Origin of the sequence: Streptomyces sp. NPDC059255, from assembly GCF_042752355.1 — a bacterium.
In the GTDB taxonomy this organism is placed as follows: domain Bacteria; phylum Actinomycetota; class Actinomycetes; order Streptomycetales; family Streptomycetaceae; genus Streptomyces.
Genome location: NZ_JBHYZP010000014.1, coordinates 65,910 through 80,759, shown reverse-complemented (window position 1 = coordinate 80,759; position 14,850 = coordinate 65,910). Strand labels below are relative to the sequence as shown.

Annotated in this window: 12 protein-coding genes; 4 read left to right on the top strand and 8 right to left on the bottom strand. The window is 74.0% G+C overall.

Features of this window, described 5'->3' with window-relative positions:
- Window positions 1-93 precede the first annotated feature (93 nt).
- Complete coding sequence (locus ACFXKG_RS18220; protein ID WP_384839478.1) at window positions 94-558, bottom strand: SRPBCC family protein; 465 nt, start codon at window positions 556-558, stop codon at window positions 94-96.
- A 25-nt stretch (window positions 559-583) separates the two neighbouring features.
- Window positions 584-1,435: a DeoR/GlpR family DNA-binding transcription regulator gene (locus tag ACFXKG_RS18215; RefSeq protein WP_384839476.1), complete on the bottom strand. Its 852-nt coding sequence runs from the start codon at window positions 1,433-1,435 to the stop codon at window positions 584-586.
- A 300-nt stretch (window positions 1,436-1,735) separates the two neighbouring features.
- Here ACFXKG_RS18215 and ACFXKG_RS18210 point away from each other — a divergent pair, with 300 nt between their 5' ends.
- Entirely contained in the window at window positions 1,736-4,216 is a 2,481-nt protein-coding gene (locus tag ACFXKG_RS18210) for a hypothetical protein (RefSeq protein WP_384839473.1), read from the top strand.
- On the opposite strand, the gene ACFXKG_RS18205 is transcribed toward ACFXKG_RS18210, so the two are convergent.
- The 4 genes from ACFXKG_RS18205 to ACFXKG_RS18190 all read right to left on the bottom strand — a co-directional run bounded on the left by ACFXKG_RS18205 (window position 4,168) and on the right by ACFXKG_RS18190 (window position 9,214).
- Window positions 4,168-6,600: a right-handed parallel beta-helix repeat-containing protein gene (locus ACFXKG_RS18205; RefSeq protein WP_384839470.1), complete on the bottom strand. Its 2,433-nt coding sequence runs from the start codon at window positions 6,598-6,600 to the stop codon at window positions 4,168-4,170. The genes ACFXKG_RS18210 and ACFXKG_RS18205 overlap by 49 nt on opposite strands.
- A 299-nt stretch (window positions 6,601-6,899) precedes the next feature.
- Window positions 6,900-7,499: a hypothetical protein gene (locus ACFXKG_RS18200; RefSeq protein ID WP_384839867.1), complete on the bottom strand. Its 600-nt coding sequence runs from the start codon at window positions 7,497-7,499 to the stop codon at window positions 6,900-6,902.
- A gap of 220 nt (window positions 7,500-7,719) precedes the next feature.
- Window positions 7,720-8,583, bottom strand: coding sequence for an MOSC domain-containing protein (locus ACFXKG_RS18195; RefSeq protein WP_384839467.1), 864 nt, complete (start codon window positions 8,581-8,583; stop codon window positions 7,720-7,722).
- Between the two features lie 136 nt (window positions 8,584-8,719).
- Complete coding sequence (locus ACFXKG_RS18190) at window positions 8,720-9,214, bottom strand: DUF6643 family protein (protein WP_384839464.1); 495 nt, start codon at window positions 9,212-9,214, stop codon at window positions 8,720-8,722.
- A gap of 258 nt (window positions 9,215-9,472) precedes the next feature.
- On the opposite strand from ACFXKG_RS18190, the gene ACFXKG_RS18185 reads away from it, so the two are divergent.
- On the top strand, window positions 9,473-10,852 hold the full coding sequence (locus ACFXKG_RS18185; protein ID WP_384839461.1) for a TerD family protein: 1,380 nt from the start codon (window positions 9,473-9,475) through the stop codon (window positions 10,850-10,852).
- Between the two features lie 31 nt (window positions 10,853-10,883).
- Here ACFXKG_RS18185 and ACFXKG_RS18180 read toward each other — a convergent pair whose 3' ends face one another.
- On the bottom strand, window positions 10,884-12,092 hold the full coding sequence (locus ACFXKG_RS18180) for a glycosyltransferase (protein ID WP_384839459.1): 1,209 nt from the start codon (window positions 12,090-12,092) through the stop codon (window positions 10,884-10,886).
- Window positions 12,093-12,150: 58 nt separating this feature from the next.
- On the opposite strand from ACFXKG_RS18180, the gene ACFXKG_RS18175 reads away from it, so the two are divergent.
- Window positions 12,151-12,933 carry a glutamate racemase gene (locus ACFXKG_RS18175; RefSeq protein ID WP_384839456.1) on the top strand — a complete coding sequence of 261 codons (783 nt, stop codon included), beginning with the start codon at window positions 12,151-12,153 and terminating at the stop codon, window positions 12,931-12,933.
- 73 nt (window positions 12,934-13,006) lie between these two features.
- Window positions 13,007-13,573 (top strand): hypothetical protein, encoded by a 567-nt coding sequence (locus ACFXKG_RS18170; RefSeq protein WP_384839453.1) that lies wholly within the window; start codon window positions 13,007-13,009, stop codon window positions 13,571-13,573.
- A gap of 78 nt (window positions 13,574-13,651) precedes the next feature.
- Here ACFXKG_RS18170 and ACFXKG_RS18165 read toward each other — a convergent pair whose 3' ends face one another.
- Window positions 13,652-14,734: an O-antigen ligase family protein gene (locus ACFXKG_RS18165; protein ID WP_384839450.1), complete on the bottom strand. Its 1,083-nt coding sequence runs from the start codon at window positions 14,732-14,734 to the stop codon at window positions 13,652-13,654.
- Between the last annotated feature and the right edge of the window lie 116 nt (window positions 14,735-14,850).

The window sequence follows — 14,850 nt, the reverse complement described above, 5'->3', positions numbered from 1 at the left end:
ACCGGCGTCCCCCCGGACTGACCAGGGTTCCCCCCGGACTGACCGGCGACCCCCGGACTGACCGGCGTTCCCCGCCCGTTCCGCGCGCGGGCGTCACCCCTGGCCGCGCAGCAGCCGGTCGACGACCCGGCCGAACACCAGGCGGCCGGCGCGCGCGGTGAGCGGGGCGAGGAGGCGGGGGAGCGGGCCCACGCGCAGTTCCTCCTCCCAGCGCACCCGGGTGGGGCTCCCGTACGCGGCTTCCCCGGCCCCGCCCTCCTGGCGCACATGGATCTCGGCCCAGCCCGTGACCGCGGTCCCGCGCTTCTCCAGCCGGCAGTGGCCGGGGCGGCCCGGCGCGGGCGGCTGCCAGCGGACGACCTCCATCGGGTCGTCGAACGCGGCGCGGCCGAGCCCGGTGCGGGCGACGAAGACCGTTCCTGCACGGGTCGGGCCCGGCGTCAGAACGGTGATCCGGGTCAGTGGCACCTGAGCGGCGTGCGCCGGCCAGTCGGTGAGCCGACGCCAGGCGTCCTCGGCGGAGAGCGGGGTGGTCCGGTCGATACGGAAGACGCTCATCCGGTGATCGTAGGCCGGGGCGGTGTCAGTCGCCGCCCGGACCCTCCGCGGATTCGTCCCGGTCGCCCGCCACCACCAGCCCCGGCAGCCGCTCCTCGATCTCCGCGCGGGCCTGCGCCGACAGCCCCGCGTCGGTCACCAGTGTGTCGACCTCGTCCAGCGTCGCGAAGGAACTCAGGCCCACCGTGCCCCACTTGGTGTGGTCGGCGACGACCACCACCCGGCGCGCCGACCTCATCAGCCGCCGGTTCGTCTCCGCCTCGCCCAGGTTGGGGGTGGAGAGCCCGGCCTCCACCGAGATGCCGTGCACCCCGAGGAAGAGCACATCGAAGTGGAGCGAGCGGATCGCCTGGTCGGCGACGGGGCCCACCAGCGAGTCGGACGGCGTCCGTACGCCGCCCGTGAGCACCACCATCGCCGCCCCGGGACGGCCGGCGCCACCCGGCTCCGTCTGCCGGGCGGCGTGGAACACATCGGCCACCCGCATCGAGTTCGTCACCACCGTCAGGTCCGGCACGTCCAGCAGCAGGTGCGCCAGCGCGTACGTCGTCGTCCCGCCCGAGAGCGCGATGGCACTGCCGGGCACCACCATCGCCGCCGCCGCCCGCGCGATGTCCTGCTTGGCCGTCAGCTCCAGCGCCGACTTCGCCTCGAAGCCGGGCTCGTGCGTGCTCGCCTCGGCCACCGGCACCGCGCCGCCGTGCACCTTCGCCACAACGCCCTGCCGGGACAGCGCGTCGAGATCCCGGCGCACCGTCATGTCGGAGACATTGAGCCTGCGCGTCAGCTCGTTGACCCTGACCCCGCCCCGCCGGCGCACCTCGTCCAGGATCAGCGCGCGGCGCTGCTCCGCCAGCAGGTTCTGGTTGTCGCTCACCACCGCGCCGGCCTTCCGTCTCGTCGTGGAACGCGGCCGTGCACCGGCATCGCACGCCCCCGCCCTGTCCGCTGTGCGCCCCATCCTGCCACGGGGGTCGGACAGCCGCCCCGGTGCCCGCTGGAAGAGAGTGACGAGGAGATTCGGTGACGGACCGGCGCCGAACCACCACCATCCGGGACTCTGGTACTCACACCGTTCCCTCCCTGCCGTCGCGTCGCCACAGTCCCCTCCCCACCGTTCTCCTCATCGTTCCTCCCCCACCGTTCCCCGGTCCGCCACGAGAGAGCGAGCTACGAAGTGTCCTCACCAACAGCGGGTCCGCACTCCGGCGGAGCCGCACTCGAACTGCTGGTCCACGGCGTCGGCGGGGCCACCCCGCAGGAGATGCTCGACGACCCGCGCACGGTCAGAGTCACCGGCGACAAGACGGCCGCGGTCTACCGGAGAGCCGACGACGCCGACGCCGAGCAGCACCCGGAGCGCTACCGGGACCGGCCGATCCCCGAGGCGTACTGCTGGTCCAACCTCACCTCGGGCAACGGCTCCCGCGCCCTGTGGCTGCTGCTCCTGCCCTTCATGGTGGTCAACCTCGCCCACTGGATGCGCCCGGCCACCAAGGGACTCGGCAGGTCCCAGCGGCTGTACGGCCTGTTGGTACGGCTGGTCGCCCTCACCCTCACCGTGCTGCTCACCGCCGCCGCCTGCGAGGTCGCGCTCGACCTGACGGCGTGGCAGTGTGCCGGCTCCGCGCAGTGTGTCGAACAGCGCTCCTGGATCGGCTTCCTCTCGCCCGAGTCCCACGGCTGGTGGTCGCAGCCGGGCCGCCGCCTCGCCCTGGCCGCCGTGGTGCCGGCGGCGCTGGTCACGCTGTTGTGGTTCCTCTCCAACCGGACATGGAGCGCGTACGAGGCCCAGCGCCCGCCGCTCACCGGCGACCGCCCCGCGGAGCCGTCCCCCGCGAGGGCAGCCGTTCCGGATCCCGCGGCCGCGCCCGGAGTCCCTGGCGCCCCCGGCGCCTCCGCCGACGACGGGCAGGCCCGGGTACGCCCCGCCCTCGGCCGGCCCGGCTTCTGGTACGGCCGCCGCCTCGTCGCCCGGCTGCGCGCCGCGCACACCGCCGCCGGTTTCCTCACCATCGCCGCCGCCCTCGTCGCGGCGGGCGCCGACCACGACCGGCGGGCCGGTGACGGGCCCCTCGAACTCCTCGGCCTGCTGCTCCAGGCGGCGCTCGTCGCCGGCCTCGGCGCGGTGCTGTACGTCGTGTGCAGCAGGGGCCGCAGCGAGCGCCGCCGCGACGGCTCCCTCGACCGGATGGTGATCAGCCGACTGCCCGCCGGCTCCGTCGCGGTGCTCGTGCTGGCCGTGGTGTACGCCGGGTGGTCCAGACCCGGCTGGGCCTCCTCCGGCGGGCTGCCCGGCAATCTCTCCTTCCGGGTCCTCTCGCTCGCCCAGGTCGCCCTGATCGTCGCCCTCGCCGTCACCGCGCATGTGCTCCACCGCCGCGCCGCCCAGCCGCGCACCGCGCTGCGCGGACTCGCCGGGCCCGCCGTCGCGATGCTCGCCTGCGCCCTGGCCGGGGTGATGACCGGCGGGGTCGCCCAGCGCGTCGCCGACTGGCTGGACGGCGACGCCACCCCCGGCATGGGCGGCGGTGCGATCATCGGCCCTCCGGCGCTGCTGAGCTGGCAGGCGTCGGTCATCCCGGTGCTGCTCGTGCTGCTGCTGATCCCCCTCGCCGTCCTGTGCGTCCGTACCGTACGCGCCACCCGTGCCCTGGCACCCGCCGTCGAGAAGGAGTACGGCGACATCGCCGCCGACTCCCCGCGCACCCGGCAGATCGCGGGCGCCCGTGCCCGCGCCGCGCTCACCGACTCCGCTCCCCGGATCGTCGGACTGGTCTCCGGCGCGGCCCTGTTCCTCGGCGCCGCCGCGGTCGCCGGATCGTGGGTCAGCGGCCAGGTGCCGGGCAAGGCGATGCGGGGCACCTTCCCGCTCCTGGAGTCCGTGGCGCAGACCGCGCAGGCGCTGGGCTCCTGGTTCGTGGGCCTCGGCTTCATACTGCTGGTCACCTGGGGGCGGCGCGCCTACCGCGACCCCTCGGCCCGCCGCACCATCGGCATCCTGTGGGACGTCGGTACGTTCTGGCCGCGTGCCGCCCACCCGTTCGCGCCGCCCTGCTACGCCGAGCGCGCCGTCCCCGACCTCACCTGGCGCATCGCCACCTGGACCGAGCGCTCGGGCGGCCGGCTGGTCCTCTCCGGCCACTCCCAGGGCAGTGTGCTCGCCGCCGCCGCCGTCTGGCAGCTCTCGTCCGCCACCCGCCACCGGGTCGCACTGCTGACGTACGGCTCACCGCTGGAGCGGCTCTACGGCCGCTGGTTCCCCGCGTACTTCGGCGCGGGGCAACTCGGGGACCTGAGCAAGGAATTGCACTGCTGGCGCAACCTGTGGCGCGACACCGACCCGATCGGCGGGCCCGTCAGGGTGCCCGCCGACGGCGACGGGGCCGAGGTCGACCGGGGCCCGCTGAAGGACCCGCTCGCCTACGGCCGTACGGTGCTCCACCCGCTGCCCGAGCCGATCCTCGGCCACTCCGACTACCAGGCCGACCCCGTCTTCGCCGAGGAACGTGCCTCGCTGCTCGACCGGCTGCCGCCGCAACTGCCGCCGCAGCGCACCGACGGACACCGGCCGACCGTGCTCCCGCCGCTGCCCGACGCCGGTGCGGCTCAGGGCAGTTCGGGCAGCCCGGGCAGTTCCGGCAGGTCGTCGGCGTAGAGCAGGGTCAGGTCGTCCGTGCTGGTCTCCGGAAGCTGGGCGACCCGGCCCGCGTGCCGCTCCACCATCGACTCGAACGTCTGGCGCGCGGTACGGCCGTTGCCGAAGGCGGGCCCCTTCGGCAGGTCCGTGAAGTACGACAGCAGGGCCTCGGCCGTGCCCTCGCCCAGCCGGTACTCCTGCTCCTCGGACTGTTGCCGGACGATCCGCAGCAGTTCCTCGGGCACATAGTCGCTGAAGGTGATGGTCCGGGAGAAACGGGACGCCACACCGGGGTTGACGGTGAGGAACCGCTCCATCTCCGCGGTGTACCCGGCGACGATCACCACCACCGCGTCCCGGTGGTCCTCCATCAGCTTCACCAGGGTGTCGATGGCCTCCTTGCCGAAGTCGCGGCCCGAGTCCTCGGGGGAGAGCGCGTACGCCTCGTCGATGAACAGCACACCGCCGCGCGCCCGGTCGAACGCCTCCTGCGTACGGATCGCGGTCGAGCCGATGTGCTCGCCGACCAGGTCCACCCGGGAGACCTCGACGAGGTGGCCGCGCTCCAGCACCCCGAGGGAGTGCAGGATCTCGCCGTACAGCCGGGCCACGGTCGTCTTGCCGGTGCCGGGGGAGCCGGTGAAGACGAGATGGCGGCGGACCGAGGCCGCCTTGAGGCCCGCCTCCTTGCGGCGGCGGCCGACCTCGATCATGTCGGTGAGGGCCCGCACCTCGCGCTTGACGCTGTCCAGGCCGACCAGCGAGTCCAGTTCCCCGAGCACCTCCTCGGAGCCGCGCGGGGGCTCGGCGGTGGCGGTGACGCCGGGCGGCGTGGCGGGGGCGGTCTGCGCGGGCACCGCCCCGAGCAGGCCGGGGGACTGGCTGGCCGTCAGCTTCGCCGTCGGTTCCGCAACCGGTGACGGCGGGGCCAGCACACCGCTCTCGTCGCTGGTGCAGTCCTCGACGGTCGGCCCGTCCTCCGCGAAGTCGTACCCGCCGCGCGCGCAGCGCTCCGTACGGCAGCGGGTGAGCGTCGTACGGCAGCCGTCCATGACGTGGAAGCCGTAGCCGCCGCTGCCCGTCACCCGGCAGTTGCGGAAGGTGCCGCGGCCCTCGGCGGAGACGTAGAAGCCCGCCTCGGCGGGCGAGGTGACCGTGCAGCGTTCGATGACCGGATCGGCGCCCTTGGTGACGATGACGCCCGTCTGGACGGCGTCGATGGTGCAGGAGGCGAGGGTGCCGCCGCTGCCGTGGTCGCGGAACCAGGCGCCCGTGGAGGCCTCCCTGATCCGGCAGTCGTCGAGCTGGGCGGTCGCCCCGTCGCTCACCGACACGGCGGTGTTGCGCACCTGGGAGATGTCGCTGTCGACGACGTCCGCGCGCGAGCCCCGGTCGAGCACGAAGAGCGCGTCGGGCACGTCGTGCAGCCGGCAGGAGTCGAGCACGACGGTCGCGCCGTCACTCACCCAGACCGCCGGATAGTCGCCCGTACTGTCGTGGATCTCGCACTGGTTGGCATCGACGCGGGTGCCCGGATCCCACACGGAGAGCCCGTTGCGGCCGAAGCGGCGCACAGTGGAGCGGGTCAGCGTCAGGACCGAACGGGAGCGCAGATCGACCGCGTTCTCCGGAATGTCGTGGATGTCGCAGTCGGAGAGCGTGAGAACGGCGTCGGTGTCCAGGGTTATGCCGTCCGCCGAGGTGCGGTGCACGGACGAGTCGGTCAGATGGACCGCCGCGCGGGACGCGATCTGCACGCCGGTGCCCTTGATCTCGTACACCTCGCAGCCGATCGCCTCCAGACCGCTGCCCTCACCGGTGACGGCCAGCCCGGAGCCCGAGGCGTGGTGGATCCGGCAGCGCTCCAGACGGGGATGCGCGCCGCCGTGCACCGAGATGCCCGCCTGGCCCGCCGCGACGATCTCGCACTCCTCGAACACCCCGCCGGCGCCGTCGAGTACGGCTATGCCGACCCCGGCAGGATTGTCGACCGTGCACCGCCGCACCGTGGGGCGGGCCGCGCCGCGGACCTCCAGTCCCGCCGCCGAGCGGGTCACGATCCGCAGATCCGTCAGATCCGGCGTGCCGTCCTCCACCAGCAGCGCGGGCGCCGTGGCGTCCTGGCCCTCCACATGGAGGTCCTGGACGGTGGCGGAGGCACGCACGATCAGCGGCACGCCGTCGAGCGGCGCGATCCGTACGGAGCCGAGGGAGCCCTCCGCGCCGCGCAGCGTGACCGCCCGCGTGACCACGAGGTTCTCCCGGTACGTCCCGGGGGCGACGGTGAGGATGTCGCCGTCCCCGGCGGCCTCCAGCGCGGCGGCGAGGGAGGCGTACTCGCCCGTGCGCCGCCGCCAGCGCGATGTTCCGGTGTTGGTCACCTGGACCGTGCCCTGTGCCATGGTGTTGTTCTGTCCCCACCTCGTGCGTATGCCCGTGTCGTGCCGTCCCGGGTGCCGGCCCCGGCCCCCGGTCAGTGCGGCATACCGGGCGGCACCACCGTAGCGCGCGCGGCGCCGCCGAGTTGACGCGAGCAGCGGCTCCGGGAGGCCGCTTTCCGCCGCGCCCCGGACATGGCGGACAACTTCCCGTCCGTGCCACCGGGGCGTGTCCCGCGGCCGGACCCGGCCCGATCGGGGCCGGGGCTCCCACCGACCGGTCAGGTCAGGTACAGGTCGGGTCGGGCCAGGTCCGACCGACCCTAACTCCCCGCCCCGGTACGCCCCCAGTCAGGACCGGCCTTGGCCCAGGCACGGTCGAGCCGCTCGTACCGCCGTTGCACGAGCCGCCATACGATCAGCCGTCTGACGCCCTCGACCACTCCGACGGTCAGGGCCGCGAGACCGAACCCCGCCAGGACGGCGTGGGCCCGCGCCGCCTCGACGGTCATCGGGGGCCGTACGTGCTGTCCCTCCCCGTCGGCCCAGATGGTGAAGGTGTCGCCCGCGTGCGGGGTGCGCAGCGGCGTGGAGACCGTGCCCGTGCGCGCCGTGCCGTCCGGCGCCCGCCAGGTCGCGACCACCCGGCTGCCCGTGTCCTGCTCGGTGGCGGACTCCGTGTCGTACGCCAGGAGGGGCCGCTCCCGCGTGCGGGAGACGACCGTGGCGGGGGTCGTGTGCCGCTGCTCCTCCTGGAGCCGCACCGTCTCCCGCAGCGCCGCGTCGACCCGCTCGCCGCAGAGCCAGCCGGCGGCCGGTGCCGCCAGCGCGAAGAGCAGCACCGCCGTCAGCGCGACCCACCCCTCCGCGGCGTCGGTGCCCCTGCGCAAGGGGTTGCGCCGCCAGCGCCACAGTCCCACCATGGTGCGCACCAGTCCGCACCCCCTTTCCGGTGTCCGTCCTGGCCGGGGACGGTGGGTTCCACGCGCCGTCGGCCTGAAGAGAGAGCAAGCTCACCTCGGTGCCCCATGCACCGACATGTGCCCGTCCGCTCAACGGACGGTTCCGTGCGGCGTGTTCCCGTGAGCCCGCGGCGTCACGCCGGAGAGGGAGCTTTTCGGCCGTACGGCCGCGTGGCACGGGTCACTCCAGCACCGTCACCGGATCCCCCACCCGCACCGTGCCGGTCGACTCGGGGACCAGGTTCTGCCCGAAGACGAGCTTCCCGTCGAGGCGGCGGTGACGGCCGAGGGTCCGCAGCGGCTCCTTGCCGCGCTCCGCCGTGCGCTGGTCGATGGTGGTGATGACGCAGCGCCCGCACGGCTTGGCGACCCGGAAGGCGACCTCGCCGACGGCGAGACGCCGCCAGCCGTCCTCCGCCCAGGGCGCCGTCCCCGCCACCACGAGATTCGGCCGGAACCGGTCCATCGGCAACGGACCCTCTTCCGGGTGGTCCCCCTGCGCGATCAGCGCGTTGAGGGCGTCGAGCGACGCCGTGGAGGTGACGAGCAGCGGAAAGCCGTCGGCGAAGGAGACCGTCTCGCCGGGCCGCCCGTAGAGCGGGTTGACCGGCCGGCGCGTGGCCGGGTCGTCGAGGTGGACGAGCCGGACCTCCTCCCCGAGGTACGCGCTCAGCCGGCGTTCCACCTCACTCGCGTCGGGACCGGCCGGCACCGACTCGACCTTGGTGCCGAAGATGTCCGTCACGACGAGCTCCGTCCCCGTCGTGCTCCCGGTCGCCGGTTCCGGAACCGCGACGTCCACCGGGCCGAGCCCGGGCCCGCGCAGCCGGACGGCGCCCGCGGGCAGCGGCTCCGCGTGGACCAGCGCCAGCCCCGGACGCTGGCGCTGCGTGACCACTTTCCCCGTACGGTCGATCAGCGCCCACCGGCGGTCCGCGGCGAGCCCCCAGGGCTCCACCACGGCGCTCGCTGGCGCGCACCCGGCCATCGACTTGACCGGGTGGACCCCCAGAGCGTGCACAACGGCGTGGAACGGCTTCGGCATGAAGCCATCCTGTCAGCCGCCGGCCGCCCGACGGTCTTGCCCCGGCCCCGGCCCCTGGCCGGATGCCGCCGGTGCCTCCTGCCGCCCCTCCTGTCCGGTGCCTCCCGTCGGCGCCTCGGGCCCTCGGCGGGCTGTCTCAGTAACCCCGGCCCTGGTAGGGCCGGTTGTACGGGTCCTCGTACTGCTGAGGCGCCGCGGGGGCCGGGCGCGCCGCGGCCGGACGCATCGCCTCGTACCCGGTACCGGGCATCGGACGCTGCGGCTGGGGCTGCCCGTACTGCTGGGGCTGGGGAGCCGGCTGGTAGCCCCGGGGCGCGGCGGCCTGCTGCGGGATGTACGGAGCCGGCGCCTGCTGGAGAGGCATCGGCTGCGGCATCTGCTGCATGGGCTGCTGTTGCGGGTAGCCGCCCCCGTAGGACGGGGCGGAGTGCGAGGGAGCCGCCGGGAGGGCCGGCAGCGCGGCGGGCAGGGCCGGCAGATAGCTGTTGCCCGTGTCGTAGGCGGCGGGCACTCGGATCGGGGCGATCTGAGGCGTGCCCCGCTCCGCGACCAGGGAGTCGTAGATCGGGGTGTCCGGGAACGCCGGGGCGGTGTAGTAACCGCCGCCGTAGGTGGCGCGGGGGGAGGTCATGGAACATAAGTTAAGCCCAGGACCCGCCGGTTGGGGAGTCGGGATTGGGGGTTCTTTGGGGACCTCTGGGTGTCTTCGCATCCCCAATGCGAGCGAACGTGGGAAAAACGGTCGTCCTGGCGCGTTCGGATCGTGTAAAAGGCAAGTTCGCGGGGGGTTACCAGTGAGTCCCGCGGTGTCCGCGGCACCAACGGGGGCATCGCGCTGACGTCTCGATTAGGTTTGACGGGACCGAATCCTCGGACTCAGCGATGCGCGATGGGGGCGAGCATGTCCATGCTTAAAGGAGCCAATCTTCCGGTGACGGCGCCCGCCGTCCGCGTCGAATTGGGATGGCGTTCAGGGCCGGGGGTGCCGGACGTCGACGCGTCGGCCCTCCTGCTCGTCTCCGGAAAGGTCCGCTCGGACGCGGACTTCGTCTTCTACAACCAGCCGCGGCACGCCTCGGGGGCGGTTCGGCACGAAGGCAAGAAGCCCGGGGGAGCCGAGGTCACGGACACCCTCGCGGTGGATCTCGCCGGGGTCGAACCCGCCGTCGAGCGGATCGTCCTCGCGGCCTCCGCCGACGGCGGCACCTTCGGCCGGGTTCCGGGACTGCGCGTACGGGTGCTGGACGCGGCCACCGGCGCGGAGCTCGCGCGGTACGACTCCACGGACGCGACCGTCGAGACGGCGTTCGTCGTCGGCGAGCTGTACCGCCGCCAGGGACAGTGGAAGTTCCGGGCCGTCGGACAGGGCTACGACAGCGGACTCGCCGGTCTGGCAACGGACTTCGGTATCTCGGTCGACGACCCGGGCCCCTCGGCCCCGGCCCCGGCGCCGTCCCGCACCACGCCGCCCGCTCCGGTCCGGGCGGCGCGCCCGGCACGGACCGCGCCGTCCGTACCTCCCACGCCGTCCGTACCTCCCACGCGCCCGGCAGTTCCCTCGGCGGCCCCGACGCCTCCGGCGGCCCCGACGCCCCCGGCGCAGCCCGCTCCGTCCCGCTCCGCCCCGCCCGTACGGCTCAGCAAGGTGACGCTGACGAAGGACGCGCCCTCCGTCTCCCTCGCCAAACAGGGCGGAACCTCGGGTGCGATGCGCGTGAACCTCAACTGGCAGGTGCGTAAACAGTTCAAGGGCTGGGGCGCCAAACTCGGCCGGGCCGTCGCCATGCACGGAGATCTCGATCTCGACCTGTGCGCGCTCTACGAACTGACCGACGGCCGCAAAGGCGTGGTCCAGGCGCTCGGTAATGCCTTCGGCGCGCTCAACCAGCCGCCGTACATCCATCTCGACGGCGACGACCGCACGGGCGCGGTCTCCAGCGGTGAGAACCTCACCATCAACCTCGACCACAAGGACCGGCTGCGCCGCGTCGTCATCTTCGTGACCATCTACGAAGGCGCCCGCAGTTTCGCGGATCTCGACGCGACGGTCACTCTCCAGCCGCAGCACGGTGCCGCGATCGACTTCTCGCTCGGCGAATGCACGGTGGCCTCGACGGTCTGCTCACTCGCGCTGATCACCAATACCGGTTCCGACCTCGTCGTCCAGCGCGAGGCACGCTTTCTCGTACCGGAACGGGGCGTCAGCCCGCAGCGCACCATCGATTACGCCTACGGATGGGGCATGAACTGGACACCCGGCAGGAAGTGACCTACGCCGACGGCCGGACACCCCCCGTCCGTCAGGGGTCGGGGGCGGTCTCGGGACGGGTGTACGTCCGGCCCTTCCAGGCCGCCCCGCGCCCCCGGTAGTGCCGCACCGCGGAATCGACCGTCATCAGCAGATAGAGCAGCGCCGTGAACGGCAGCAGCGGAGCCAGCCACAGGGACAGCCGGTAGTAGCGCAGTATCGGGACGTACGTCCCCGTCATCACCCCCCACGCCGCGAACCCCAGCCACCCCGCGGCCCCGTTCCCGCCGAACGCTCCCACGCACAGCACCACGGGCGGCGCCAGATAGACCACCACCATCCCCGCCACGGTGCCCAGGAGCAGCAGCGGACTGTGCCGCAGCTGGGCGTACGCGCTGCGCGAGACCATCCGCCACAGATCGGCCAGCCGCGGACAGGGCCGCACACTGTCCACCCGTTCCGCCAGCCCCAGCCAGATGCGTCCGCCGCTGCGCCGTACCGCGCGGGCCAGGGACACGTCGTCGATCACGGCCTGGCGGATCGACTCCGGCACCCGGGCACGCACGGCGGCCTCCGTACGCAGCAGGACACAGCCGCCCGCCGCGGCCGAGGTCCGCGCGCCCGGACGGTTGATCCGGCGGAACGGATAGAGCTGCGCGAAGAAGTACACGAACGCGGGCACGATGAGCTTCTCCCAGCCGCTGACGACCCGCAGCCGCGCCATCTGCGAGACGAGGTCGAACCCCTCCGGCCTCGCGGAGGCCACCAGCTCCCGCAGGCTGTCCGGCTCATGGGCGATGTCCGCGTCCGTCAGCAGCAGATACTCGGGATCGCGGGCGCGGGCCAGCGCGATGCCGTGGCGCAGCGCCCACAGCTTGCCGGTCCAGCCGGGTTCGGGCTCGCCGGGCGACGCGACGGTCAGCGGCAGCCCGCCGTAGCGCGCCGAGAGCTCACGCGCCAGGGCGCTCGTCCCGTCCCGGCTGCCGTCGTCGATCAGGAAGATCTCCGCGCTGCCCGGATAGACCTGTGCCAGGAGGGACGGCAGCGACTGCGGCAGTACGGCGGCTTCGTCCCGCGCCGGTACGACGACGGCGACCGAGGGCCAGCGCCGGCCGTCGTCCCCCTCATGCCCCTTGGGATCGTCCGCGCACCTCTCGTGCGCGGGCAGCCGCTGATCCGTACGCCAGAAGAACCCCTGACCCAGCAACAGCCAGCACCACGCGGCCAGCGAACCCACGGCGATCCAGACAACGGCGCTCATTCGCCGCAGTCTGCACCACCTGAGGAGGACCGCAAGTGCCGTCGACTATGGTGACCGGGTGAAGATCGCGCTCATGGACTCCGGCATCGGCCTGCTCGCGGCGGCGGACGCGGTACGGCGGCTGTGCCCCGAAGCCGATCTCGTCCTCTCCTCGGACCCCGACTCGATGCCCTGGGGGCCCCGTACCCCCGAGGACGTCACCGAGCGGGCCCTCGCCGTCGCCCGCGCCGCGGCCGGGCACCGCCCCGACGCCCTGATCATCGCCTGCAACACCGCCTCGGTCCACGCGCTGCCCGCGCTCCGCGCCGAGCTGGAGCCCCGGCTGCCCGTCATCGGCACCGTCCCGGCGATCAAGCCGGCGGCCTCCGGTGGCGGCCCCGTCGCGATCTGGGCGACCCCGGCCACCACCGGCAGCCCGTACCAGCGCGCCCTGATCCGCGACTTCGCCGCCGCGGCCGACGTCACCGAAGTGCCGTGCCCCGGACTCGCGGACGCCGTGCAGCACGCGGACGAGGAGGCGATCGACCGCGCGGTGGCGGCCGCCGCCGCGCTGACACCGCGTGGCGTACGGGCCGTCGTCCTCGGCTGCACCCATTACGAGCTGGTCGCCGGGCGTATCCTCGCGGCGGTCCGCGGGCCCGGCCTGCCGGACCCCGCGCTGTACGGCTCGGCCGGCGCGGTCGCTGCACAGGCGCTGCGCCGGGCCGGCGGGCGGCCCGAGCCCGGCGGTGCCGTCGGGCGGCTCACCGTGCTGCTGGGCGGGCGCGAGTCCGCGCTGCCGCCCGCCGCGCTGGCGTACGCGGAGGGACGGGCGCTCGCGGGTCTCGTACGGGCCGAGTGACCCGTTCGGCGTAGCGCCCGCCGGTTGTCCACAGGGGCTCCCCGACGGGCGGAATCTGAGTACGCTGCATGGCATGAAGGAGCATCCCGGGCCCGAGAGCCCGGTGGCCCCGCCCCCGCCGGAGACCTGGAACGGCCGGGCCACCAACCGTGTGCAGTGGCTGCTGGCGGCCGTCGGCGCGGCCTGTGTCGCGCTCGGCGTCGAGCTGGCCGTCGACTCCAGCTGGAACAGCGGTCCCGTGGCCCTGCTGATGTCCGTCGTCGGCTGTGTGGCGGCGGGCCTGCTGATCCTCTTCGGCACGCTCGCCTTCGTCCATGTGGCCGTCAGCGTCGACAAGGAGTGCCTGGAGGTGCGCTGCGGCCACATGGGCCTGCCCCGCAGACGCATCGAGTTCGCCCAGGTCGTGGACGCCGACTTCGCACCCCGGGTCACCCCGCGCCAGTGGGGCGGCTGGGGCTACCGCTGGCGCCCCGAGATGGGCACGGCGGTGGTGGTGCGGCGGGGCGAGGCCCTGGTCCTCAAGCTCGGCGACGGCCGTACGTTCACGGTCACGGTGGACGACGCCGAGTCGGCGGTACGGATCATCCGCCACCGGCTGGGCCTGCTGCCCGCGACCGGCACGGGCACGGCGGGCGCCTGAGCCCCGGCGGCCCGGCCTCGTCAGCGGCCCGGACGAGCCGAACGGCAGGCCCTGCACGTACACCCGCAACGACAGGCCCTAGACCTCCGCCGGGGCCCCGGTCCGCGCGCTCCCGGCCGGTTCCGGCGGCGCGCCAGGGCCGGTGCCCGCCGCCGGCCGGGCCGTCGCCAGCCCGGCCAGCAGCCCCGCGCCCGCCGTCACCTGCGTGAAGCTCAGCGCGTTCCCCACGGTCGCCACCGCGGCCAGCGCCGTCAGCGCGGCCCCCGCCGTCAGAATCACCGGAGTGGAGCAGGGCGAGCGCCCCAGTACGTACAGCAACCAGCCGAACAGCGCCCCCAGCAGTACCACCCCCACCACACCCTGCTCGGCCGCCTGCTGGAGCGGTGCCGAATGCGGCTTGCCGTCGTCGTCCAGCGACCGGGACACCGTCGGGCTGAGATCACCGAACCGGTCGGGGCCGATCCCGCGCCCCGGACGCTCCCTCGCCAGCTCGGCGGCGTCGTGCCACAGCTCCACCCGGTGCTGGGTGAGCTGCCCCTCCAGCGAGACCGTGAGCCCCTCGGGGAGCGCGCGCTCCGCCACCGCCCAGGACGTCCCGACGACCAGCACCGTGATCAGCGCGTACCCCGCGAGCCACAGGAACCGCCCGCGCAGCCGGGCCGCGGCCAGCGAGCACAGCAGCACGCCGAGGGTGGCGAGGAACCCCACGACCGAGCCGAGCAGCAGCGCGCAGCCCGCGATCGCCAGGGCCAGCAGCCGCAGCGCCAGCCGCCCGGACGCCCGGCGGGCCCCCGTACCGGCGCAGCAGGCGGCCCCGCCGCCCAGTACCAGCAGCGCGGCCACCGCGCCGGAGTCGCCGGGAGGGGCGGCCGCGCTCACCGCCGTGCCGAACGTCTCCTGGCTCGATGTGATCGCTCCGGCGAGCCAGAGGAGCGCCATGGCGGACGCGGTCGCGACCGGTACGAGCGATCCGCTGATCCGGCCGACGACGTACCCCGTGGTGACGGCGAGCACCGCGAGCAGCACCCCTTCGGGCCTGGCCTCCCGCCCGGCCGTGCTGATCAGCGCCCATAGGGCGCAGCCGGCGAGCAGCGCGGCGCCGACCGCGTCGGGTGCTCTGCCGCGCCGCCCCGCCGCGGTCCGTTCCGCCGGTGCGGACATGGTGCCGACCCCCCAGGGCCTGTCGCTCGAACTGTGTCGGTCTTGCCCCCCGTGCGCATGGCCGGATCCGTCCCATACGCCACGGACTGGCGCACACGTTAACGGCAGGGACGGGC

Bases quoted from the DNA above. Each gene is read 5' to 3' on its own strand.
- ACFXKG_RS18205 (WP_384839470.1), bottom strand. From the start codon at position 6,600: ATGGCACAGGGCACGGTCCAGGTGACCAACACCGGAACATCGCGCTGG.
- ACFXKG_RS18220 (WP_384839478.1), bottom strand. From the start codon at position 558: ATGAGCGTCTTCCGTATCGACCGGACCACCCCGCTCTCCGCCGAGGAC.
- ACFXKG_RS18165 (WP_384839450.1), bottom strand. From the start codon at position 14,734: ATGTCCGCACCGGCGGAACGGACCGCGGCGGGGCGGCGCGGCAGAGCA.
- ACFXKG_RS18185 (WP_384839461.1), top strand. From the start codon at position 9,473: ATGGGGGCGAGCATGTCCATGCTTAAAGGAGCCAATCTTCCGGTGACG.
- ACFXKG_RS18200 (WP_384839867.1), bottom strand. From the start codon at position 7,499: ATGGTGGGACTGTGGCGCTGGCGGCGCAACCCCTTGCGCAGGGGCACC.
- ACFXKG_RS18170 (WP_384839453.1), top strand. From the start codon at position 13,007: ATGAAGGAGCATCCCGGGCCCGAGAGCCCGGTGGCCCCGCCCCCGCCG.
- ACFXKG_RS18195 (WP_384839467.1), bottom strand. From the start codon at position 8,583: ATGCCGAAGCCGTTCCACGCCGTTGTGCACGCTCTGGGGGTCCACCCG.
- ACFXKG_RS18180 (WP_384839459.1), bottom strand. From the start codon at position 12,092: ATGAGCGCCGTTGTCTGGATCGCCGTGGGTTCGCTGGCCGCGTGGTGC.
- ACFXKG_RS18190 (WP_384839464.1), bottom strand. From the start codon at position 9,214: ATGACCTCCCCCCGCGCCACCTACGGCGGCGGTTACTACACCGCCCCG.